The following is a 22,048-nucleotide window of genomic DNA, read 5'->3' as shown; positions in this document are numbered from 1 at the left end:
TCCTAGTGGTCCTGGTGATTTAGTTCGTCGGTGAGCAGAGCGCGCCGGAGGTCGTCCTCGGTGACCTCGTCGGCGGCCCGGTGCAGGGTCCAGCGGCGGGCGGCGCCGTCCATGGGGAGCACGGCGACGACCGTCTCCAGCGGTGGGCAGCCCGGTTCGGTGCAGGCGAGCTGGCGGACCATGACGGCGGTGTCGTCGTCGAGGCCGAGCAGGCTGCGTACGGTCTCCTTCAGTGCTCGTAGCTGCTGCGTCGGTCCTGGCGGTCGTGATCCCAGTGGCACAGTGGCTCTCCTTGTTCGTCCCCGGTGAGGTGGCAGTCGGCGCAGAGGCCGGTGAGCTCGACGGTGTGCTCCACCGCGGCGAACCCGGTGTCGGCGGCGATCCGTGCGGCCCAGTCCTCGACGACCTCGGAGTCCACCGGGCGGCTGCGCCCGCAGCAGCGGCAGATCAGGTAGTGGCGGTGCCCGCCGGCCGGGCGCAGCCGGTAGCGCCGTCCGCCGTCGTCGTCGCGTACGACGTCGACGCCGCCCTCGGCCTCCAGTTCACGCAGCGCCCGGTAGACGGTGGTCAGGCCGATCGAGTGGGCACCGGCGACCAGCAGGGCGTACAGGTCCTGTGCGGACACGAAGTCCGTGCAGGTTGCGAGCGCACGCAGCACCGCTCTCCGTTGCCGGGTCGTCCGGCTGCCCACGGCAGATCACCTCCAGTGGTACTCGCTGGGCCTGCACCCACCGTAGATGGAAATGAAATCCATGTCCATATGAATGATGGGTCATGTGTTGAGGCGTTCTGGTCCCTGGAGAGGTGCGGGGATTGGCGGCGTACCCGCGTGTTCGCGCTGCCCGAGAGGCGCTGGGCCGCCGCGGCCACGGCCCTCTTCCTGCTCGCGTTGCCCCTGCATCTGTCCGGCGCCCCCGCCCGGACGTCGGTGGTGGGACGAGGGATCCGGGTGAGCGGTTGCGCGTGGAGCAGGACGAGTGCGGCGGCCACGCGGTCCTGGAGCCGGATGTCGTCGCGGTTGACGGTCTGCCGCAGCAAGGCGAGCCGCTGGCGCTGGGTGAGCGGGGCGGGGATGGCGAAGGGCTCCAGCAGCCGCCGGTGCCCGGCAGCGTCGATGGCGGGCAGCCTCTCGCCGAGCCATCGCTGAACGGCAGCAGTTGCCGGTCGGCGGGTGGCAGGAGGCCAATCTGCATGAACAGGTCGCGCAGGTAGGTGACCGATCGCCAGGGCGTGAGCTGGCTCAAGCCTTCATGGCTGACGGGGACTTCGCCGCGGGCAAGAGTCCGTAGGGTCCGCTGGACGTGCGGCTTGTTGGTCCAGGTCAGGGCACCCCAAGGGCGGCGGATCTGCCGTAGGACATCGAACAGCGGGAGCAGTTCGGCGCGGAGGGAGCCAGTGCCGTCGTCGAGGAGATCGCGGAGCCGTTCGGTCAGGACGCATCGGCCGCAGACCCCGCGTCGGTAACGCCTGGCCTCCTGGCCGCATCGCGCGCAGAAGAAGTCACCGATTCCGCCGGCGCAGTCGGTGCAGAGGAGGCCGCCGGAACGCTCAATCAGTTGCGGCCTGACAGAGGAGGCTCGTACCGCACCAGTTCTGCTGGCTGAGATGGTCGAGCATGGCCGTCTCTGCCGAACCCGGATTGCGCCGCACGCCGACGAGGACGGGCTCGGTCAGGGAGGGCTGGAGCGGGCAGGCCAGTTCCTCGAAGCCTTCGGGGATGGCCGAGGCCGGGACCACAGTGACGCCCAAGCCCTGCGCCACGAGCCGCACCGCAGTGGAGATCTGTGACGCTCGGGCCACTGTGTGCGGGCTGAGGCCCGCGTCGGCGAGCAGGCGGGCGAGGTAGTCGTCGAGCAGGCTGGCGCGCCGGAACCGGATCCACCCCTGTGACGCCAGGTCTTCCAGGCGCAGGGCGGCGCGGTCCGAGAGAAGCGGGTGCCCTTTCGGCAGGACGGCGACGTAGGCTTCCTCGCCCAGAGGGTGAGCGTCGAAGGTGCACCCGGCGGGGAAGCGGTGCACGAGGATCATGTCGAGGGTTCCCTGGCGGACCATTCGTTCCATGTCCGTGGGATCGGGCTCCTCGTGGAGAGTCACCTGCAGCTTCGGGTGACGATTGCGCAGCTGCCCCAGTACCTGGGGAAGCTGGCGTGCTCCCAGGCCCATGTGGACAGCCATGATGATTTCGCCTGCCAGTTCCCCGTCGGCGGCGCGGGCGGCCGTGATGGCACGCCGGGACGCGGTCGTCGCGATCTTCGCCTCCGCGAGGAAAGCTCGCCCCGCCACCGTCACCGTCACCCCGCTCGGGGTGCGGGTGAACAGTTGCACCCCGAGGTGCTTCTCCAAGGTGGCGATCTGCTGCGACAGAGAAGGCTGAGTGACCCGCAGACGTTCTGCTGCCGCTGTCATGGAGCCCTCCTCGGCGACGGCCAGGGCGTATTCGTACTGGCGCAGGTTCATTCGAACTCCAACCTTCGATATGACATAGGAGATGTCAATGCAGAGTATACGTTGCCACTATTTGCCTCTATGTAGGGCGGCTCCTACCGTGGTGCACGCGCAGCGCAGACACCAGGGCCGGAAAGCTGCCGCCCGATCTCGGCGCGCGCCGTCAGATGTCTTTCAGATGTCTTTTTCTAGGAGCACACAATGGATTTCGAGGGCAAGAGCGTTCTGATCACGGGTGCGGGGTCGCGAGGAGGTATCGGCGCCGCGACGGCGCACGTGTTCGCACGCGACGGAGCGTCGGTGGTGATCACCGGCCGCAACGCTGAGCGCGGGGCCGAGGTGGTGGACGACATCACCGCCGGCGGAGGAAAGGCCAGGTTCATCCTCGCTGATCTGAGTGATCTCGCCGACGTCGAGCGGTTGGCCAAGGAGGCCGGTGAAATCGACGTGCTGGTCAACAACGCGGCAAGCTACAGGGCCAGCATCAAGCCGACCCTCGACCAGGACAGCGAAGCGAACGCGGAGTCATGGGACACCAACGTGCGCGCCAACTTCGTCCTCAGCACACGACTCGTCCGGGGGATGATCGAGCGGGGCGGCGGAAACATCGTCAACATCAGCAGTATCGCCGCCGCGATCGCCATGCCGCACATGGCGACGTATGGAGCGCAGAAGGCGGCCGTCGAATCGTTCACCCGCAGTTGGGCCGCGGAGTGGGGCCGGTACGGCATACGCGTCAACGCGGTGGCTCCCGGGAACGTGAACAGCGACAACGTGGTGGACTTCATCGGCGCCGACCGGTTCACGACCTGGTCCGAGGTCAACCCGCTCAAGCGCAACGCCACGCCCGAAGAACTCGCCGAGGTCATCGCGTTCGTGGCGAGCGAGCGCGCGAGCTTCGTCACCGGCCAGGTGATCGTGGCCGACGGCGGTCGCCTCGCCGTCTGAACGACGCGGCGACCACCGCCACCGCGAAGGTCTCCGGTCGCCCGTCCGTGTGCGGCCGGAGACCGAACCGGGTCACGACGCCGACCACCAGCCGGGCCGACGACGCACCCGCCTCAGTGCCTGAGGTCGTCGAGAACTCCAGTCTGATCCGGGTGGTCACTCGGGACGGCGGGAAGATCGCCGGCCGCTTCGCCTTCTACCCCGAGCACGTTCAGATCACCTCCGAGGCCGTTTCCAACTGACAGCGGGGGTGGGGCGGTTTCCCCCTCGACGCGCCGTTCCACCCCTTCGCCCAGCCCGACACCCACCTGACCCGCACCGGATTGTGCGAGAGGAGGACAGGCATGACCGAACTGACCCTGGAAGAGGCGGAAGCGTATGTGCTCGGCGTGTGTTTCAAGACCGGCCCCCCTGAGCGGATCGGTGTGGAGACGGAGTGGCTGGTCCAGGACCGCCACGACCCTCGGCTGCCGGTATCCGGCGACCGGCTGAACGCCGCCCTCGCGCCGATCGAGGTGACAGGCGCACTGCCCGGGGGCAGCAGGCTCACCCGTGAGCCGGGAGGCCAGCTGGAGCTGAGTTCCCCGCCGGCCCTCTCGCTCGGCGCGTGCGTCGAGATGATGGCCGCGGATCTCGCCGTACTGCGCACGGCAGTCGAGCAGGCCGATCTGGCACTCGTCGGCCGGGGCCTCGACCCCTATCGTGAACCGCCTCGCGTGCTCGACCATCCCCGCTACCGGGCCATGGAGAGCTTCTTCGACCGCGAGGGCCCCTGGGGCCGCGACATGATGCGCCGCACCGCATCCGTACAGATCAACCTGGACTCCGGCGAGGACTCCCGCGGCGTCGGCGGCTACCGCTCCCGCTGGGAACTCGCCCACCGTATCGGTCCCGTGCTCGTCGCCGCCTTCGCCAACTCCCCGATACAGGACGGGTGGCCCACCGGGTGGCTGTCCAGCCGGCAGGACATCTGGTCCCGGATGGATGCCGGTCGTACCCGCCCGCCCCGCTACCACTGCGACCCACGTGTGGCCTGGACCCGCTATGCGCTCGACGCGCAGGTGATGTGCATACCGGGCGACCTCAAAGGGGACTGGTCCGCGCCCTCCGGCTTGACCTTCCGCGCCTGGCTGGGAGGTGTACCCGAGCTGCGGCCGCCGACCCTGGCCGACCTGGACTACCACCTCAGCACTCTGTTCCCGCCGGTCAGACCGCGCGGCTGGCTGGAGTTGCGGATGACCGACGCGCAGAACGGCGACGGCTGGGTCGTGCCGACCGTGCTGGCCGCGACGCTCCTGAACGACACGGTGGCGGCCGATGCCGCCTACGCGGCAACCGAGCCACTGTGCCCGGACCCGCAGCGGCCCGTCCCCTCCCACGACGTCTGGCTGCGGGCGGCCCGCACCGGCCTCGACGACCAGGACCTCGCCAAGGCCGCCCGCGCCTGCTTTGCCGCGGCCGACAGCGCTCTCGCCGTTCCCGGCACCCCGGCGGTCCTGCGGCATGTCCTGACGGATTTCACCGAGCGCTACACAGAGCGCGGCCGTTCCCCCGCCCATGACCATCTGGACGCGCTCCGCCGCACCTGACCCCCGCAAAGGCATGCCATGACGAACGCCCCCACCTTCAGTACGGCTCGAAACGGGTCCATCGCCGCCCCCACTGCCACACCAGTCCCCGACGCATCCGCTGCCCCGGCAGGCTCCGATTCTGACGACGGTCTTCGCGTGTTGCCGCTTGGCCGCTGACGGTACCAGGACGGCGGATGCGCAGGGGGACTCCGTGTCGCTCACCGCCGCGACCCAGCCGAGCATCGAGGAGCTGGCGCTCGGGGCCCTGCCCGGTCGGTGAGTACGGGAACCGCGGCCCGACCGAGGCTGACGAAGAGCGGTGGGCGCAGTGGCCGGCCGAGGAGTGGGCCTCCAGGAGTTCCTTGATCCTGGTGGCGAGGAGTCTGCGCTGGTCGAGGACGGCTTGGAGTGAGAGGGCTTCTCGAAACCGAGTGTGCAGCTTGGGGTTCCGTACGGGTGTGCTGTTCAGGTGATTGTGGCCGCGCGGGGGCATGAAGGCAGGGCCTCTCGGTAGCACAGAGGGTGTCTACGCCACTGCTCACCAGGAGGCCCTGTTGCCGCAGTTGTATCGGTCTGCTGTGAAAGAGTCCATTCCGGACACACGGACGTGCGACTGTTTCGCCCACACGTACGGCAACGCCGCGGACCATCCGTGGGGCAGACACTGCTATCCGACCGACATGAGTGACGGAGAGTGGGCAGCGGTCCGCGACATGATCCCGAAGCCCGCATGGGCCGAGGGCCGGGGCGGCCGACCGGAGGAGTACTGCCACCGGGACATACTCGACGCGATCAGGTACGTGGTGGACAACGGCGTGAAGTGGCCCGCGCTGCCTGCCGATTACCCGCCGTGGAAGGCGGTGCACCGGTTCTTCACCCGCTGGCGCAAGCAGGGGCTGACCGGCGAGTTCCACGACCGGCTCCGCGCCGCGACCCGCGAAGCACAGGGCCGGGACGCGGAGCCGACGGCGGGGGTGATCGACTCGCAGTCCGCGAAGGGCACATCGACGGTCGGGGCCGCGACCAGCGGCTATGACGGCGGGAAGAAGATCAAAGGGCGCAAGCGGCACATCGTGGTAGACACCCTCGGCCTGATCCTGGCAGTCATGGTCACCCCCGCCTCGACAGGGGACCGGGACGCTGCCCAGGATCTCCTCTTGCAGACCGCGCGGCAGCATCACCGGCTCAGGCGGGTGTGGGCGGACAGCGGATACACCGGCATGCTGGTGGACTGGTGCGCGACGGCCCTGAACCTGATGCTGACCGTCATCCGCCGCAGCGACAGCCGGACAGGCTTCGTCGTGCTGCCCAGACGGTGGCTCGTCGAGCGGACGTTCGCCTGGCTCACCCGATCCCGGCGCCTCGCCCGCGACTACGAGCGGCTGCCCGCGTCGTCGGAGGCGATGATCCTGTGGTCGATGACCATGGTCATGACCCGCCGTCTCGGCCATTGCCGCAGGCGAACCGGCCCGGTGCCGGCTCGTGCACCCATCCCCGCGCAACGAGCCGCTTGAGCTTGCACCGCACTCCCTCGATCTTCGCAGGAACCACCTCCAGCCCCAACAAGGCAGTGATCTCGCGGCAGTTCAGTGGCTGACCGCCAGTGGCGCGGCGTTCGGCCAGCAGGCCCATGACCTGCTGATATTCCGGCGCCAGCACCTCGGCCGACAGCTCCTCCCGCCAGAGGGGAACCAGTGATCCGGACTTCACTGCCGACGGCTTCCTGGCCTTGTTCCCCTCCGTCATCTTCCCCGCCACAGCCTCCTGGGCTGCGGTTTCACCCGCGTCCCACACCTCGCTGACCCGCCTGCGGGCGATCAGCCACTCGTCCCACTCCGACTGCGCCGCCTCCAGCTCGGCCTGCAACTCCTCCACCCGCCTCCGGGCCGCACGCTCCCGCTCCTCCAGCCGCCCCAGCACCGACGCCATCACACACCTCCAGCACGCCACCTCCACGGACGCACCGGACCTACCTCACCCACCCCGGCATCACGCCTGACCAGCACAAACCAAGCCACCACACTCGGTTTCGAGAAACCCTTGAGCTGGCGAGGCTGGGGACGATCAGGGCGGCGGCGTCCGTGCCGGGGACGACGACGGTCTGTTCGTCGAGTGCGGTGACGATGTCCTCGACCAGGCGTTCGGCCGTCCTCGCAAAGGCGCCGATGGAGGCGGGCTGGTCGACGACTACGAGCACGGTGCCGTGCTTGGCCTGCACCTTCGTGAAGACTTCGCGGAGTTTGGGCTCGCTGCTGGGCAGTCGCTTGTCGAGGGCTTTCTTCCTGGTCGGGGTGACGGCGGTGGCGTGGTGTTCGCCCTTGCCGACGTCCAGGCCGAGGAAGACGCCGATGTCGCTGGTGTCGATCACGTGCAGTCTCCGGTCGTACTCGCCCGGCCGTCCAGCGGCACCGATCGCCACATCCACATGACGAAGAGCTTCCCTGCCTCCGGAGATGCCGGTGGTCATGCCCCTGATCAGCGGTCTGTCGATGCCTCCGGAGCTGGTGACACCAGCCCCCGCCATGCGTTCGGGGGGACCCGTCATGCCGGCTCCAGAGGCCGAGCGCCCCATTGCGGGGCCACGAAGAAGGTAATTGTGCTGAGCCGGTTCCTCGCCCGGCTGGTTGGGCAAAGCGCTGGCCTCAACTCGGCGTCATCTTTGCTGAGTTGCTTCAGCTCAGCCGGCTCGGAACTGGTCAGGCCGGCGTCGGCGTCGGCGTCGGCGTCGGCGTCGGCCTGCCGGACCCAGGACCGCAGGGCCTCTCTGGTCAGTTCGGTCGGTGGTGGAGCAGGGCGGCCCGCAAGTCGTTCTCTGTGATCTGGCCGGCGGGGCGGTGGAGTGTCCAGTGGTGGGCCTCGCCGTCCATGGACAGCACGGCGACGACGGTTTCCCGCGGGGGACGGCCGGGTTCGGTGTGGGCGAATTGGCGGATGACGACGGCGGTGTCGTCGTCCAGTCCGAGCAGGGCGCGCACGGCGTCGCCCAGTTCGCGTAGATGCGGGCTCAGCCCGGGGGGTGCTGGGCGCGGTCGCGGTGGCACGGGGGGTACTCCTTCGGTGTGCGGGTGGTGGGGCGGTCCAGGACGGGTGTCCTGACAGGAGGTCGGGCAGCGCGGTGGTGTCCGGGCACGGTTGCCTGCCAGGCGGCGAGGAGCAGCAGCGTGCCGGTTTCGGCCAGGAGACTGAGCTGGGCCTGTGGGGCGGGCTGCAGGCCGTGTTCGGTGAATCCGAAGACGCCTACGGTGCGTGAGGCCGCGAAGCCCCCGAGGGCGCCCAGGGCCACACCGGCGGCAGCGATCCTCAGCAGCGGCGGCATCCCGGTCAGCAGCAGGGCGGCGACCGCGAAGGAGACGCTCGCCTGGAGCAGGAACAGGGGGCCGACGATGTGGATGAAGCGGTACTCGTCGACGTAGAGCTGGGCGTGGATGTATCCGCTCACGGCGAGCGTGGCGGCGATCGCCCAGCGCAGGGCCGCGGCGAGGAGCCTTCCGGTGCTCATGCCAGCCTCTCATCCTTGATCGCCAGCTCCCGGGAGCCCTGCCGGTAGCCGACGGTGCGAATGCCGAGGGCTTCCTTGAGGTGTCGGGCGGGGACGACCTGGGGGGTGGGTGCGGGGGCCCGACCCGGCTTCGGCAGCGGGTAGGCCGTGGTGGTGGCGGAGTGGAAGGTGATGTTGCCCTCTGTCTTCGTGAACAGCTGGTGGACATGCCCGTTGAGACAGGTGACCGAGGAGAAACGGCGCAGGAGCGCGATGACCCGCAACGCATCGTCCGTGCTCCAGCCCCACTTCGGGTACATCGCGAACAGCGGGATGTGGCTGAAGACCACGACGGGGGTGTCCGACGACAGTCCCGAAAGGTCCCTGCGGACGAATTCGATCTGCTCGTTGCCGAGGTGACCGAGCTTCTCCAGGCTCAGGGTGTTGACCAGGGCGATGAAGTGCACGCCGTGGGTGTCGAAGCTGTACCAGCCGTCGCCGAGCGTGCCCTTGCCGAAGGTCTGCCGGTAGGCGCGGCCGGCGTCGCCGATGGAGTCGTGCTCGCCCGGCACGGTGAAGACGTGATCCGTCTGCATACCGGTCATCATCTGCCTGACCTGGTCGAACTGTGCCGCCGTGGACAGGTGGGTGAGGTCGCCGCTGTGCATGACGAAGTCGGGCCGGAATCCGAGCGAGTTGACCTGGTGGATCGCTTCGGTGAAGGAGCCGGCCACGTCCATGTTCGCCGGGCCCTGGAAGCCGATGTGGCTGTCGGAGACCTGCACGAAGCGCAGTGCGCCGTCTGTCGTCGTGCCGCCTGCCGTCGCGGCGGCAGCGGTGTTCCGGGAGTCGGCGATGTGGCTGATCACCTCTCCACCGGCCACGGTCAGCACCACGGCCCCGCCGAACCACCCCGCGTGCCGCAGGAGTTGACGTCGCGTCATGCCGTTGGGCCCGGCGGGCTGTTCGGTGTCGCCCACCGGCGCCGGGTCAACGCTGTCGTGGTATTCGGTCATCGGGTCACCTCCACGGTGGCGGTCATGAACGGATGGATGGTGCACAGGTAGGCGTAGGCGCCGGGCTTGGTGAACTTGTAGCTGTAGGTGGCATGGGTGGCCAGGGCGGCCGAGTGCAGGGGGCCGCCCGCTCCGGAGCTGGTGACGGTATGGGCGTCGGTGTCTTGATTGGTCCAGGTCACCGTCGTGCCCACCTTGACCTTCAGCGTGGTCGGGGAGAATGCGAAGTTCTTGATCGCCACGGCGTCTCCGGTCACCGGAGCGGTCGACGCACCCCCGCTCGGGGGGCTCATGGGCATGCTCATGCTGGGCATGGGTGAGGTGTCCGGAGCGGTGCCCGGCGCGTTTCCCGGTCCGGAGGCACCGGGCATCCCGGCCGTCTGATGCTGACCCCGTCCAGGTGTGACGGCGCCGGGGCCGGCGGCCGAGGAATGCGACGACTGGCCGCATGCGCTCAGGAGCCCCAACGTGCCGACGGTCGCGACGGCGGCGACGGCGAGTCCGGCAGCGGCGCGTGATCGTCGGCCTGGTGTACGAAGGTTCAGGTGCATGGTGTTCGTTCCTCGAAGGTGCAGGCGGCATACGGCAGTTCCCCCGGCAGGCCCAAGAGCGGTGCGCCGTGGGCCGGTGATCCCCGTTCGGGGAAACAAGAGGGAAAAGCCGTACAGATCGGTTCTTTCCTGAGTCCACGGACGGCGGGGGTCGCACGGTTCAGTCGATATGCGGTTTTTGCGACCCTTCGTCGGGGTGTCGCGGATCGGCCGGCTCTCCGGCCCTCCGCATGCACGGCCCGTGGCGCCGTGACGCCTTGCAGGGGTGTGACCCCCTCATTGCCTCCGGGTGTCACTGTGGCCGCACAGAGTGTCACGAGACAAAGCGGTAAATATGCGCAATGATCCTCTTATGCCATGGAGCCTCAGAAAACGTGGTAAAGAGGCCGATCCGGATCGCTCCGCGAACCGTGTCTCTGGGAAAGGGGCCCTTTCGACCGCGGACGAGGAACTGCTGCGCACTCTGTATGCCGAGCACGCGGGGCCCCTGTTCCACTACGCGCTTCGGCTGACTTCGGGAGACCGGCAGTGGGCGGAGGATGTGGTGCAGGAGACACTGCTGCGGGCGTGGCAGCATCCCGCCGCGTTCGAGCCCGCACGGGGCCCGGCCCGGGCATGGCTGTGTACGGTCGCCCGGCACCTGGTCATCGATGCCCACCGGGCCCGGCAGGCCAGGCCGGCCGAGGCCGGCGGCGAGGCGCTGGAGCGGGCAGCCGAGCAGACGTCCGGCGAGGACGAGATCGAGCAGGCACTGCAGAGCTGGGCGGTGGCCGACGCGCTCCGGACGCTGTCCCCGGACCACCGTGCGGTCCTGCTGGAGACCTACTACCACGGCCGGACCATGACGGAGGCCGCACGGGTGCTGGGCATCCCGCTGGGCACCGTGAAGTCACGGACGTACTACGCCCTGCACGCCCTGAGGCTGGCGCTCCAGGAGCGGGGGATCGAGCCATGACCGTGGCGTGCAGGAGGTGGCGACCATGAGTACGGAGCACGACGCTCTCCGGCTGGCGCTGGGAGCATACGTCCTGGGCACACTGCCCTCGGCGGAAGCGGAGCGGGTGCGCTCCCATCTCGCGGAATGCGCCGAGTGCCGGGCCGAACACGCTCAGCTGACGGGACTGCCCGCGCTGCTGGCGACGGTGGCCCCGGCGGAAGCCGCAGGCCAGGCGGTGTCAGCGGCCGACGCGGAGCTCGCCGACCGGCTGGTGGCACGGGCGGCCGAAAGCGTGCAGGGTCCTCCGTACGCTCGGCCAGCCGCGGCCGGGGTGCCGCAGACACGCGAGGCGGGGGTGCTGGAGAGGCTGCTGCAGCAGGCCGCGGCCCGGCGCCGCAAGACGTGGCGGCTGCAACTCGCCGGCGCCGCCGCCTCCCTGATGCTCCTCGCGGGAGCGGTCGGCGGCACCTGGCTGGCGGCCATCGGGTCCGTGAGCAGTGAGGCGACGCCGCACGGACCGACCGCCCCGGCTCCGTCGCGCACCTTCTCCGGACATGATCCCGCCACCGGCGTCACCGCTTCGGTGAAGGTCTCGCCCTCTGCTTGGGGCAGCGTCCTACAGGTCTCCGCCAAGGGGGCACCCGCCGGGATCACCTGCCGGTTGCAGGCGGTCGGATCCGGCGGCGTCCGGGCGGACGGCGCCACCTGGCGGGCTGGTGAGTACCCCTCCGGCACCACGGTCCCCGGGGCGGTCCCCATGTCTCCGGGTGCCATCGAGCACTTCGAGATCGTCGCCGGCAACGGTCAGAAGCTGGTCACGATCCGAGCGTGAGATCGCCGGGAGCCCGCCCGACTCGGCGTCGGGCGGACTCCCGGCGCACCGGACCACGGTCGTTCACGGGAATCCGGCCCGCTCCCCTTCCGTGGTTGCCGAACGAGTGGGATGGGCCGCCCGTGCCGTCCATCCCCGCGAAGAAGGCCAGTCCTTCGCCGACTTGACGCGCGAGTGCGCGGCCGCGGCCTGCACGCTTCGCGGTCTTGACCTGACCGGCAAGAACGGAGCAAAAGGCGCGAATTGCTCGAACCGTTCGGCATGTGCCGTCCGTGGAACTGAATGAACGCACCGATGCAGGATCCGGCCTCCCGACCGTCCTTCGAATGCGTTGGCAGTCTGCACGTTCCGGTCTCCGCACATGCACAGAAGAGTCAGAAGACCATGTTCGTAACCGATTCCCCCCCAACGAGCCCACCGGCCTCCCGGTGTTGCCGACACGAGGCACTGCTCGCCCTGCCCGCGCAGGAGGCGCACGTCTCCGCCGCTCGTCACCTCACGGCCGATCTGCTGGAGACCTGGCACGTTGCCGAGAGCGAGCGCGAGTCCGCCGTGCTCATCGTCGACGAACTCGCGGCCAACGCCGCCCAGTACGGCCGAGAGCACATGACCCTGCGGCTCGTCCTCGACCACGGCACCCTGAACATCGTGGTCAGTGACTCCGGAACGGCCGTGGAGCGCCGTCGCCCGGACACCGCCCCGGACGAGCACGGCCGCGGCACCGGCATCGTCCAGTACCTCGCGCAGTCGACCGAGGTCCACCAGACGCGCAGCGGCCGCGAGGTCCGCGCCCGCCTGAGGTGCTGGGCATGACCGGCCCCGGGTTTCCGTGCGAGCAGCCGTCCCCGGCCGGGCCCGGCACCGCGGCAATGCGCCGGTCGCCGGCCACCGGCGGCCGCCACGGCGCAGGATCACCCGGCGACCCCCGCGAACGGGCGCTCACGGCCCACAAGCCGTGCCCCGTCGTTGTCTGCCCAGCCCCGGTCCGGGGGCCTGTACGGTCCCCGGCGAACCCACCGGACTTCGACCATGGCAGCCCGGACCGCAGCGATCTGGACCACGACACGATGCTGTGCACACGCTGCGGCGCTCGCCCCGCCGTATCGGGGCAGGACATCCCACTGAACACCGGCGAGGACGTCGGCGCCCCGCCCCCGCACGAGGCGTACGCGAAAGCGCCCGACCTGCGCCGCGAAATGCACCAGTTGCTCGCCCTCGGAGCCGAGCGCGACGGCCGCCAGGCCAGGATCTTCACCGTGGCGCCGGTCGACGCCGCGGTCGCCGAACGCGCCTGGCTGCTGCGCCGGGCAGCCCTCATGGACCGTATGGCCCTGGAAAGCCCTGACCCCGGCCCAGCCGGCGCGGCCGCACAAACCGCCGAACAACTCCTGCGGCACGACCGCCGCCGTCCCGACCTGGTGGCCGGTCCGTACCGGCCGGACACGATCACGCCCGGCCCCGGCTGCCGCCGCTACGTCCGCCAGGAGTACGCCGCATGGACGGCTGCCGGCGGCCCAGAATCCGAATCGATCCCGACACGACAAGAAGAAGGAAAGACCCATGAATCGCAAGGAGACCGAAACCTGGCACGCTCCCGCAGCAGCCGGCCGGGTCCGCTCGCCTCGTCCCCCGAGCCCGACAGCCACCGGTGAGCATCACCCCGGCCGACGACAGGAACCGGCACACCGGAAAGAGCCGATGAACGCACCGTGCCCGAACGCGGAGACCCATCAGCTGTCCCGGGTGCCCGAGCGCGGTTGCTTCCAGGGGCGGCGGCCGGGTGCCCAGCCGGCCCGAACGCCCCCGCGCACTCCTCGGACCCGGCGGCCGGTGCAGGCAGCCATGCGGGTCACAGACGGCGAACTACGCCTCACCGTAGGCCTGATGCCGGCCGGGCCCTTTGCAGTCGCGGCGACGGGCGACGATTTCACTTGTGCGGCCCGGCCGGACCACGCCCAGGGAACCCCCCGATGGCGCGGACGGCGGACACCGGTGCGACCGCCGTGCCAGGCGCACCGGGAAACCTCCTCCCAGACGCCCGCGTACGAGAGCGCGGGCACGGACGTCGGCCTGCCCGGCCACCTCCTGCGGATCCCCTCCCGCGACGACGCGTGCCGGCCACCCGTCGGTGCGGAGCCTGGCCGGGTGGTGGACATCGGCCGCGTCCAGCAGCGCGGTGTCCAGGGCGGGTGTGGCCGATACTGCGAAGGCAGACCCTTCGCAGTATCGGCGCACGGGCGACCGTGCTGGACGGGCCCGCCGGTGTCAGCGGGCCGTCGTCCGCGGCCAACGGTGTGCGCCTCCCGCCGCGTCGACGGTCCGCACGGCCCAGTCGTGGGCGGAACGCTTCTTCTGATCGCCGAGGCAGGTACGAGGGCCGACGCGTTCGAAGGGGTGGTGTGACGATGTTCCGCAATGCGCTGGAACCCTGGCACCTGCTGATCCTGGTCGCCGTGGTGATTTTGATCTTCGGCTCGAAGAAACTGCCCGACACGGCCCGGGCGTTGGGCAAGTCCATGCGGATCCTCAAAAGCGAGACCAAGGCCATGAAGGACGACGGCGTATCGAACGAGCCACGCCCCGAGCCCGGGCCTGCACCGGCACCGCGGACGATCCCGGGCGCTCCCGCAGACACCGCCACCGCCCGCACCCCGTCCACGGACAGCACGACCAGCCACCGAGACTGAACCCGGTCCTGCCGCGCCCCCGGCTCATCCCCGCACGGGACGCTGCCGCGAAGCCTCTTCGGCCGGCTCACCTCTTGAGGGCGACACCTGCGGCGCCGGGGACCGCCGCTGCCGGGGCGCCGCGTCGTTGTCTGCGGTATCGGTCGGCGTCTTGGCCGCAGCAGCGCTGTTTCCCGGCCGGGCGCGGCGCGTAGCAGGGGGACGGTCCGAGGACCTTCGCGAGCCGCCCATCCTCGGGACCGGGCAGGGCAGATCAGCTCGCGGTAGGTGGTGCCGACCCGGACCAACCGCCTCCTGGGCGCGTCACCGGCCGCAAGCGCCGCCGTGGCTCGCGCCCCACGGGGTGACGGAGAGGATCACGTACTGACGCAGGGCCGGTGGTCCCCGGTCCGCCGCACGAAATGAGGACGTGGCGTGCCCCAGTCGGCCCGCAACAAGGAGAAGGATCCCGAGGGACGGATGCCGCTCGCGGAGCACCTTCGTGAGCTCCGCAACCGGCTCGCCAAGGCCGTCCTTGCCATCCTGGCCGTCACGGTCGCCGCGGCCTTCTACTACAAGGGCATCATCAACTTCTGCACGAGGCCGGTGCTGGACTCGGTCGGCTGCCCGACGTCCTTCGCCGATCTGGCCAAGCAGACCGCGGACACCACCTGCGCGCGGATCACGATCAACGGTCTGCTCGCGCCCTTCACTCTGGCGCTGAAGGTGTCCCTGATGGCTGGCGTCCTGCTGGCCTCGCCGGTATGGCTGTACCAGTTGTGGGCGTTCGTCGCCCCCGGCCTGCACAAGCACGAGCGTAAATACGCGTACGCGTTCGCCGGGGTGGGCGTCCCGCTGTTCTTCGGCGGCGCCTTCTTCGCCTACAAGGTGTTGCCCACGACCGCGAAGGTGTTGATCGACTTCACCCCGCACGGGGTGGACAACCTGTTGCCGCTGGACGATCTGCTCGACCTCGTCACCCGCATGGTGGTCGTCTTCGGTCTCTCCTTCGAGATGCCGCTGCTGCTGGTGATGCTGAACCTCACCGGAGTGCTGTCCGGTCAGCGGATGCTCGGCCGGTGGCGCGGCACGGTCGTCGGGATCTCGGTCTTTTCGGCTGTGGCGACGCCGAGCACGGACCCGCTGAGCATGCTGGCGCTGGCCGCACCGATCTGGGTGCTCTATTTCGCCGCCGTCGTCTTCTCGCTTCTCAATGACCGGCGCAAGGCCCGAAGAGAGACAGAGGAACCCGGGCGACCCAGCGGGATCTGACGCCGGGGGAGCGGACCGGGCTTGCGGGAGGAGAACGCGCGGCGCGCAGCACGATGTGTTCCTCGCCCGACCGCGAGGTTGGCGTTTCGCACGATGCCGTCTGCCGTCCGGTAATGGTGGACGAGGACGATCTGGCCTCTCGTAGCGGCCGAAATGCCGAGGCATCGGCGAAGCGGCGTATGACGGCCACACACGTGGCCGTGGGCCACGATCCCCGGGCGCCGGGCGCGTCGACCGGGCCGGGTGACCCGGAGGTGGACGACGGCGTCCACCTTCACCGACGTTGTCCTTGGCGATGCCCTCCTGGGGACCGGCATGGTGGCCACCTGCACGTTCAGGACTCGCCGGGATGTGTGCCTACAGATGGGGGAGGACGAAGTTGAATCCCTGGGCGCTGTGGGCACCGCCGGCCTTGCAGACGCCGTCGGTCGGAGGTCAAGGCCCCGCCGCCATGTACACCCACACGCTGACCGCCGGACCCACTCAACTTCGAAGACCCGTGTATCTCCACGTCGAAGGAGACCAAGGGCACGAACTCGGCCCGGGCGTCCGACCACAGCTTCACGATCGACGGATACTTGGCGCCCCAGGACTCCTGGAACTCAAGGAACCGCTCCGTGGTCCACCAGCACCGGCCTGCCGCCCGTCGGCCACACCGTTACCGACCGCAGCAGTCAGCCACGCTCAAGGTTCTGCCACGCCCTTTGCCCGCCGCGCCGTGCACACCGTAGACACCGTCTACGGCGAGCGCGGCGTCGTTCCCGTCATCCGAGGAAACCAGGGTGGTCACTCGGTATCTCCCAGCTCATATTTCACCCGCAGGACGTCGGGTCGGGTCCAGCCGTCAGCGGTCTCGACTCTGCGCCCGGTCTTTGTGTCAACGAGGCAGCTCCGAAAGCGCCATACGAGAGGACGACCATCAAGGAGCAGATGCCGACCCGCTTCCTCGGCGACCACATCGAGCTCAGCGCTCATCCACAACCGTCTCGGCGCAAAACCAAGAGCGACCATCAGCTTGTGCGTAGACCCGCCATTGGCGAGCAGATCGCTGAACCCCGGAGCGAGGTCGGCGGGAAAGTACATAGTGTTGTAGTTCGCCGGGATTCCGTCGATTTTTCCCAGTCGAACCAGCCTGACGATCTGAGCGTTTTCCGTGAGGCGCAGCGTCTTGCGCAGAGAGGCCGGGGCGTGCATCCTCTCGACACTGAGAACGTTGATTTCAGGCTGTCCTCCGGCCTGCTTCACCGTCTCCGTCCAGCTCGGCCCCACCTTGTCACTCACGGTGTACTCAAGTCGCCTGGCCACGTAGGTGCCCGAGCCGCGTGTCCGGGACACCAGGTGCCGTCGCTGCAACTCCTCAAGCGCCATTCGCGAGGTCAGACGACTCACCTTGTACTGCGCTGCCAGCTCGTTTTCCGAGGGGAGCCGAGTTCCGGGGGGCGCATCCTTCATTGCGCCCGCGAGCTCATCGGCGAGCCGTAGATAGGTGGCGGTAGCCACAGGGTGCTTCCCCTTCGTCGAAGATTCGTATCGGCGCACGCGGCACCCGCGCGACCACCTCGGACGGCACAGGAGCTCCAGTCGACTGGGCGCATGCGTACCCGATGACCGGCGACCTCGAAGTCTACCAACCTGTCGTTGCCGAGCAGTTCGGCGAGTACGCCCGATCTGCTGAGGCCGAGATCTTCTGGACCTCCATTCCTCTGGCGCAGACAAGGGTCGTTCCGGCCCGGGCGCCGGCCCGTTGCCGCTGCGGTTCGCAGGCCGGGAGGACCTTGCCGAGCGAGAGCCGTGGACGATGACCCCTTTCCGGCCGTTCGTGGATCACCCGAGTCCGTTGCTTGTTTTCTCCTGCGGACCGGCTATTTGCTCCCTGTCAGGAACGTTCGGATACGCCCGATGACTTCTTCGTTCGCCTGGCTTTGCACGGTGTGGCCCAATTTCGGCATCACCACGAGCTCTGATCCTTCGATCAGGTCGGCAATTTCGGCGGAGCAGGCGGGCGGCGTGACCCAGTCGTCCTCCCCGCACATGACCAGTGCGGGAATACGCAATGACGGGAGCCGGCCGCGTATGTCGTAGGACTTGCCAAGATACAGGCGCGCGTGAAGTTCCGTGTTGACAGGATTCATGAGCGCCGACCTGAGCGCCGCCTCGGCCGATGTGTTCTCGTCGTACAGCCGGCTCATGGCAAACTTGATGATCCGGTGCTCGGTGTCGTTCACGAGTCGCCCGCGGAGAAACCTTTCGACCATGTCCCTGGTGGCCATCGGTGCTTGGTCTGCACGTTTTTCGTAATTGGCGAGCGCCATGTCCACGAACTCGTCACTGGCTGTGCCGCCGATGAGGACGAGTCGGGAAACGCTCCCTTGGTACCGCAGGGCGTGCATCATTGCGAGTTGCGCGCCGAATGATATCCCGATGAGCGTCGCCTGGGATGATCCGGTCAGTGTTGATCGCAGGGACTCAAGGTCCTCGACCAGCTGATCCACAGTCAGCGGTTCTCTGGTTTCGGATGCGCCGAGGCCGCGCCGCTGGTAAGCGATCACACGGAATGCGTCGCCGAGGGGCTGAAATGCAGCAAACGTCCCGGGAACGTCCGAATTGCCCCGCCCGCCGTGGAGAAGGATGACGGGGGGTGCGTCGTGATCGCCCACTTCTTGGTAGGCGTGCAGTGCGCCGTTCACGAGTGCTTTTCCGTGCATCCGTGATCAACTCCTCGGTTTTCTTTGTGTGTCGGGTCGAACAGAAGGGAGAAGGCTTCACAAGGGGGGCGTCGCTGTGCGGCATCCGCGACAGAAGTCACTTCGGAACCGGGTGTTCGGCTTCCCGGAGTCCGTCGCCGAGGCTTTGATCGCGACACGGGATGCATGACAACGCACCTGCCGGCGCAGACCTGCGGGCGTGCAAAAGGCGTGATGTCCGGGGGAGACGTGTCCTCGTCGAAGCGCAGGCTCGCCGGTACCCGCGCACAGATCACCCTTTGAACACCTGGGCCGCGAGTTGGGGCTTGTCGGTGATGACGGCGTCGATGCCCAGCGCAGCGAGTTGTTGGAGGGCGGGCCGGTCGGTTGGCGTGCCGAAACTTGACAGCGGCGCGGCGACTGCGATCGTGGAGAACCCCGCGGCACGAAGGTTGTCCAGGACCCTGGGCTCATAGTCCTTCGGCAGCACGCGTATCCACCGCGCGCCGACAGCATGGGCGGTCGTCATGGCGTCAGCGCCACCGGGGAAGAACGTTCCGATGCCGGCTTCCGGAGAACGGTCGCGGATCAATGCCGCAATGGCAGGCGTGTAAGCGGAAAACAGGCTGCGTTCCAGAGCGCCGTGATGTTCGACCGCTTCGACGAACCGATCGATCTCACGGCGTCCGGAAAACTTCACGTCAACGATAATCGGGGACGTGCCTGTCAGGGCGAGAAAGTCATTGAATTCGAGTAGGCTCGGGAAGATTTCACGAGCATCGGACAGTGACACCGCTTCCACGCGCTCCGCATTTCCACACAAGCGGAGGAAGTCGTCGTCATGAAAGCAGACTATATGGCCGTCGGCGGTCAACTGGACATCGGTTTCGAGGATATCGGCACCGGCGGATAGTGCCAGTTCGTAGGATCGTGCACTGTTCTCGACAGCGAGGTCGGGTGCGCCCCGGTGTCCGATCACAGCCGGTGCGGCCCGGTGCTTGCGAGTTTCCAACCAGAATGACATGCGCTGCTTCCTCATTCGAGGGTGATCGCGGTACGTGTGGTCAAACAAAGGCGTGCGTCTCGGTCTGGTGATGCGTGGCTGGACGGAGACGCACGCAAACTTCGGTGCCCGGACCGGAGCTTGGTTCGCATACTCACCCGCAGTTCCGGCGTCCGAATCGAGCAGTGGTTCGTTCTAGTGTGATCCGTTCGAGGGCGGCAGCGTGTCGGGGAGCCGTCGGTCCGCGGTGTCGAAGAGGTGGATGTCCGCGGTGTTCGCCGCGACCGTGATCACGGCGGGCACCGTCTGATCGGCGTGCATGCGCACCCGGACGCGCTGTTCATCGCCGGTACGGAAGTGCACGAGCCGTTCCCGGCCCAGCAGTTCGTTCTCCTCGACCGTGCCGTGCAGCACGAGGTCCGCGCCGGTGGCGTCCTCGGGCCCCGGCACCACTCGGAGGTCTTCCGGCCGGACACCGAAACAACCAAGCCGGTCTTCGGCGAGCGCGGCACGTAGTCGCGCGGGCAGGACGGGGTGCGACCCGGTCAGGTCGAGGATGTTCATGCTGCCGAGGAAGGAGGCGACGAACCGGGTGGCCGGCTGCTGGTAGACCTGCTCGGGCGGGCCGTCCTGCTCGATCCGCCCGTCACGCATCACCACGAGCCGGTCCGCGAGGGCGAGGGCTTCGGCCTGGTCGTGCGTGACATAGAACGTCGTCGCACCGCTGTGGCGCTGCAGGCGCCGGATCTCCGTCCTCAACTCGCCGCGCAGCTCCGCGTCGATATTGGACAGTGGCTCGTCCATCAGCAGCACGTTGGGTTCGCGTACCAGTGCCCGTCCGATACCGACGCGCTGTCGCTGTCCGCCGGAGAGCTGGGCGGGCCGCGATCCCATCACTGGTCCAAGGCGTAGCAGCTCGGCCATCTCACGCGCCCGCCGGCGGCGGGCCTGGCGTGGGACCTTGGCCATGCGCAAGGGGTATTCGATGTTCTCCAGTACGGTCTTGGTCGGGTAGAGGGCATAGTTCTGGAAGACCATCGCGACACCCCGGTCACCCGGTTCGCGGTGGGTCATGTCCTCGCCGCCGATCATCGTCCGGCCCTCGGAGATCCGCTCAAGGCCAGCGATACAGCGCAACAGGGTTGTCTTTCCGCATCCCGAGGGGCCCAGCAGGACGACGAACGTACCCGGCTCCACGGCCAGCTCTATACCGTCGAGCGCATGCCTGCCGCCGGGGTAGACCTTCGTGATCCCCTCGACGCCGACCGGCCGGCCGGGGGCCGTCGTCTGCCTTGCCTGTTCGGCTCTCACCGTGGTCGTGCTCATGAACACACCTACTTCATCGGGTGACGAGACCGGTGATGGACTGTGCTGCTTCGTCCAGCGCCTGCTGAACCGGCTTGGTGCCGCTCAACGCCGCGACAACCGCGTCCTTGAGCCGGTCCTGCGCCTCCTCCGCGTGTGAGCCGGGGAACTGATACCAGGGCACCAGCGTCTTGATCGCGTGGGTACCGGCGGCACGCAGTGGGTCACTGTCCAGGTAGTTCTTCAGATAGCGGGGATCGGTGAGTGCCTGCTGGTTGGCCGATGTGTAGCCGGTCGTCTTCACCAACTGTGTCTGCCCGGACGGCCCGATCAGTTCCTGGATCACCCGCCATGCCGAGCGTTTCACCTTCTCGTTCTCGGTGAGGATCACCGCGGACCCACCACCGGCCGGTGTGCGACGGCGGCCGCCGTCGGGCACGGGCGAGACGTCGGTGCGGAGCGAGAACGAGGCTCCGTCGGCAACGCTGCTGGTCTGCGCCGAGCTCTGCAGCATCATGGCGATGTCACCGCGGATGAAGGCCGCGGTCAGGTCGGCCGAGGTGATGACGGTGCTGGTGCCGTCCGCCACGAGGTCGCGCCAGTACTGCAGCAGCCGCACCACAGGCTGCTTGTTGACTGTCACGTGCTTCTCGTCCCGGTCCATCAGCGACCCGCCCGCGGAGCGGAGCATGTTCTGCAGTCCGAAGTTGGAGTTGGTGTCGTAGGGCCAGGCGACTCCGTACCGGGCGGCCTTGCTCTTGACGACTTCGGTCGCGTACCTCTTCAGCTCGCTGAAGGTGGCTGGTGTCCGGTCGGGATCGAGTCCGGCTTTACGCAGCGCGTTCACATTGAGGTAGAGCACGGTCGTGCTGACGGAGTAGGGAACGCCCATCGTGCGGCCGTCCATCTTGTCCACGCCCAGCAAGGCCGGAGAGTACTGCGAGGCGTCGAAATCCGCTTGCTTCATGAGGTCGTCGAGTGGCTGCGCCAGCTTGCTGTCGACGTAGGTGCGCACCGAATTGGTGCCCACGAGCGCGACGTCGGGGCGGTGGCCCGAGGTGAGATCCGCCTGGAGCCGGGTGTCGACATCGGGCCACCACGGCCCGCCCGCCTTCTCCAGCTTCACCGTGATGCCGGTCCGGCGAGTGAACTCGGCCCCCAGGGTTGCCTGGACATTGCCAGCGATCTTGGGATCGGTCGGGATGAGCAGGTTGATCGTCTTGGCGTCGGTGTTGCCGGTACCGCTACTGCTTCCGCACGCGGTGGTCGTGCCGGCGGCGGCAACGGCGAGCGCCCCCATCAGGGCACGCCTGCGGGATATCGTGACGTTCATCGGGATT

Annotated in this window: 24 protein-coding genes and 1 pseudogene; 11 read left to right on the top strand and 14 right to left on the bottom strand. The window is 68.4% G+C overall.

Features of this window, described 5'->3' with window-relative positions; all coding sequences use genetic code 11:
* Positions 1 to 2: 2 nt before the first annotated feature.
* A complete protein-coding gene (locus AC27LF_RS36545; protein WP_479664392.1) occupies positions 3 to 281 on the bottom strand; it encodes a hypothetical protein in 279 nt (92 codons plus the stop codon).
* Positions 230 to 691, bottom strand: coding sequence for a Fur family transcriptional regulator (locus AC27LF_RS36540; RefSeq protein ID WP_479664393.1), 462 nt, complete (start codon positions 689 to 691; stop codon positions 230 to 232). Before AC27LF_RS36540 ends, AC27LF_RS36545 begins: the two co-directional genes overlap by 52 nt.
* Before the next feature lie 272 nt (positions 692 to 963).
* On the opposite strand from AC27LF_RS36540, the gene AC27LF_RS36535 reads away from it, so the two are divergent.
* A complete protein-coding gene (locus AC27LF_RS36535) occupies positions 964 to 1,212 on the top strand; it encodes a hypothetical protein (RefSeq protein ID WP_479664394.1) in 249 nt (82 codons plus the stop codon).
* Between the two features lie 336 nt (positions 1,213 to 1,548).
* Here AC27LF_RS36535 and AC27LF_RS36530 read toward each other — a convergent pair whose 3' ends face one another.
* A complete protein-coding gene (locus AC27LF_RS36530; protein ID WP_479664395.1) occupies positions 1,549 to 2,457 on the bottom strand; it encodes a LysR family transcriptional regulator in 909 nt (302 codons plus the stop codon).
* A 189-nt stretch (positions 2,458 to 2,646) separates the two neighbouring features.
* On the opposite strand from AC27LF_RS36530, the gene AC27LF_RS36525 reads away from it, so the two are divergent.
* The 4 genes from AC27LF_RS36525 (at position 2,647) to AC27LF_RS36510 (ending at position 6,478) form a co-directional block, all read left to right on the top strand.
* Positions 2,647 to 3,393 (top strand): SDR family NAD(P)-dependent oxidoreductase, encoded by a 747-nt coding sequence (locus AC27LF_RS36525; protein WP_479664396.1) that lies wholly within the window; start codon positions 2,647 to 2,649, stop codon positions 3,391 to 3,393.
* Positions 3,394 to 3,509: 116 nt separating this feature from the next.
* A complete protein-coding gene (locus AC27LF_RS36520; RefSeq protein ID WP_479664397.1) occupies positions 3,510 to 3,635 on the top strand; it encodes a hypothetical protein in 126 nt (41 codons plus the stop codon).
* A 102-nt stretch (positions 3,636 to 3,737) separates the two neighbouring features.
* Positions 3,738 to 4,982, top strand: coding sequence for an ergothioneine biosynthesis glutamate--cysteine ligase EgtA (egtA, locus tag AC27LF_RS36515; RefSeq protein ID WP_479664398.1), 1,245 nt, complete (start codon positions 3,738 to 3,740; stop codon positions 4,980 to 4,982).
* Between the two features lie 662 nt (positions 4,983 to 5,644).
* Entirely contained in the window at positions 5,645 to 6,478 is an 834-nt protein-coding gene (locus AC27LF_RS36510; RefSeq protein ID WP_487231290.1) for an IS5 family transposase, read from the top strand.
* On the opposite strand, the gene AC27LF_RS36505 is transcribed toward AC27LF_RS36510, so the two are convergent.
* From AC27LF_RS36505 to AC27LF_RS36480, 6 genes and pseudogenes are all read right to left on the bottom strand, one after another.
* Positions 6,393 to 6,893 carry a hypothetical protein gene (locus AC27LF_RS36505; protein ID WP_487231289.1) on the bottom strand — a complete coding sequence of 167 codons (501 nt, stop codon included), beginning with the start codon at positions 6,891 to 6,893 and terminating at the stop codon, positions 6,393 to 6,395. The two genes, AC27LF_RS36510 and AC27LF_RS36505, sit on opposite strands and share 86 nt — an antisense overlap.
* A gap of 208 nt (positions 6,894 to 7,101) precedes the next feature.
* Positions 7,102 to 7,332 (bottom strand): annotated as a pseudogene (locus AC27LF_RS36500) (IS110 family transposase); the annotation flags it as partial.
* Positions 7,333 to 7,732: 400 nt separating this feature from the next.
* A complete protein-coding gene (locus AC27LF_RS36495) occupies positions 7,733 to 8,005 on the bottom strand; it encodes a hypothetical protein (RefSeq protein ID WP_479664703.1) in 273 nt (90 codons plus the stop codon).
* Positions 7,969 to 8,463 (bottom strand): hypothetical protein, encoded by a 495-nt coding sequence (locus AC27LF_RS36490; RefSeq protein ID WP_479664704.1) that lies wholly within the window; start codon positions 8,461 to 8,463, stop codon positions 7,969 to 7,971. Before AC27LF_RS36490 ends, AC27LF_RS36495 begins: the two co-directional genes overlap by 37 nt.
* Positions 8,460 to 9,458: a metallophosphoesterase family protein gene (locus AC27LF_RS36485; RefSeq protein ID WP_479664705.1), complete on the bottom strand. Its 999-nt coding sequence runs from the start codon at positions 9,456 to 9,458 to the stop codon at positions 8,460 to 8,462. The genes AC27LF_RS36490 and AC27LF_RS36485 overlap by 4 nt, the downstream gene beginning before the upstream one ends.
* A complete protein-coding gene (locus AC27LF_RS36480) occupies positions 9,455 to 9,751 on the bottom strand; it encodes a plastocyanin/azurin family copper-binding protein (RefSeq protein ID WP_479664706.1) in 297 nt (98 codons plus the stop codon). Before AC27LF_RS36480 ends, AC27LF_RS36485 begins: the two co-directional genes overlap by 4 nt.
* 610 nt (positions 9,752 to 10,361) lie before the next feature.
* On the opposite strand from AC27LF_RS36480, the gene AC27LF_RS36475 reads away from it, so the two are divergent.
* The 6 genes from AC27LF_RS36475 (at position 10,362) to tatC (ending at position 15,716) form a co-directional block, all read left to right on the top strand.
* Positions 10,362 to 10,964 (top strand): sigma-70 family RNA polymerase sigma factor, encoded by a 603-nt coding sequence (locus AC27LF_RS36475; RefSeq protein WP_479664707.1) that lies wholly within the window; start codon positions 10,362 to 10,364, stop codon positions 10,962 to 10,964.
* Positions 10,965 to 10,989: 25 nt separating this feature from the next.
* The gene (locus AC27LF_RS36470; RefSeq protein WP_479664708.1) at positions 10,990 to 11,778 is read left to right on the top strand and encodes an anti-sigma factor family protein; all 789 of its coding nucleotides are present in this window, start codon (positions 10,990 to 10,992) and stop codon (positions 11,776 to 11,778) included.
* 384 nt (positions 11,779 to 12,162) lie between these two features.
* The gene (locus tag AC27LF_RS36465; RefSeq protein ID WP_479664709.1) at positions 12,163 to 12,591 is read left to right on the top strand and encodes an ATP-binding protein; all 429 of its coding nucleotides are present in this window, start codon (positions 12,163 to 12,165) and stop codon (positions 12,589 to 12,591) included.
* A gap of 254 nt (positions 12,592 to 12,845) precedes the next feature.
* Positions 12,846 to 13,430 (top strand): hypothetical protein, encoded by a 585-nt coding sequence (locus AC27LF_RS36460; protein WP_479664710.1) that lies wholly within the window; start codon positions 12,846 to 12,848, stop codon positions 13,428 to 13,430.
* A 753-nt stretch (positions 13,431 to 14,183) separates the two neighbouring features.
* Positions 14,184 to 14,465: a Sec-independent protein translocase subunit TatA gene (gene tatA, locus AC27LF_RS36455; protein ID WP_479664711.1), complete on the top strand. Its 282-nt coding sequence runs from the start codon at positions 14,184 to 14,186 to the stop codon at positions 14,463 to 14,465.
* A gap of 414 nt (positions 14,466 to 14,879) precedes the next feature.
* Positions 14,880 to 15,716 carry a twin-arginine translocase subunit TatC gene (gene tatC / locus AC27LF_RS36450; RefSeq protein WP_479664712.1) on the top strand — a complete coding sequence of 279 codons (837 nt, stop codon included), beginning with the start codon at positions 14,880 to 14,882 and terminating at the stop codon, positions 15,714 to 15,716.
* A gap of 786 nt (positions 15,717 to 16,502) precedes the next feature.
* Here tatC and AC27LF_RS36445 read toward each other — a convergent pair.
* From AC27LF_RS36445 to AC27LF_RS36425, 5 genes are all read right to left on the bottom strand, one after another.
* Entirely contained in the window at positions 16,503 to 17,216 is a 714-nt protein-coding gene (locus tag AC27LF_RS36445; RefSeq protein WP_479664713.1) for a GntR family transcriptional regulator, read from the bottom strand.
* A gap of 362 nt (positions 17,217 to 17,578) precedes the next feature.
* Entirely contained in the window at positions 17,579 to 18,403 is an 825-nt protein-coding gene (locus AC27LF_RS36440) for an alpha/beta fold hydrolase (RefSeq protein WP_479664714.1), read from the bottom strand.
* Between the two features lie 289 nt (positions 18,404 to 18,692).
* Entirely contained in the window at positions 18,693 to 19,424 is a 732-nt protein-coding gene (locus AC27LF_RS36435) for a glycerophosphodiester phosphodiesterase (RefSeq protein WP_479664715.1), read from the bottom strand.
* A 174-nt stretch (positions 19,425 to 19,598) separates the two neighbouring features.
* Positions 19,599 to 20,729, bottom strand: coding sequence for an ABC transporter ATP-binding protein (locus AC27LF_RS36430; RefSeq protein WP_479664716.1), 1,131 nt, complete (start codon positions 20,727 to 20,729; stop codon positions 19,599 to 19,601).
* A gap of 13 nt (positions 20,730 to 20,742) precedes the next feature.
* Positions 20,743 to 22,041 carry an ABC transporter substrate-binding protein gene (locus tag AC27LF_RS36425; protein ID WP_479664717.1) on the bottom strand — a complete coding sequence of 433 codons (1,299 nt, stop codon included), beginning with the start codon at positions 22,039 to 22,041 and terminating at the stop codon, positions 20,743 to 20,745.
* Positions 22,042 to 22,048: the final 7 nt, after the last annotated feature.

The organism is Streptomyces diversicolor, assembly GCF_057537855.1.
This window is presented reverse-complemented; position numbering and strand designations above follow the sequence as displayed.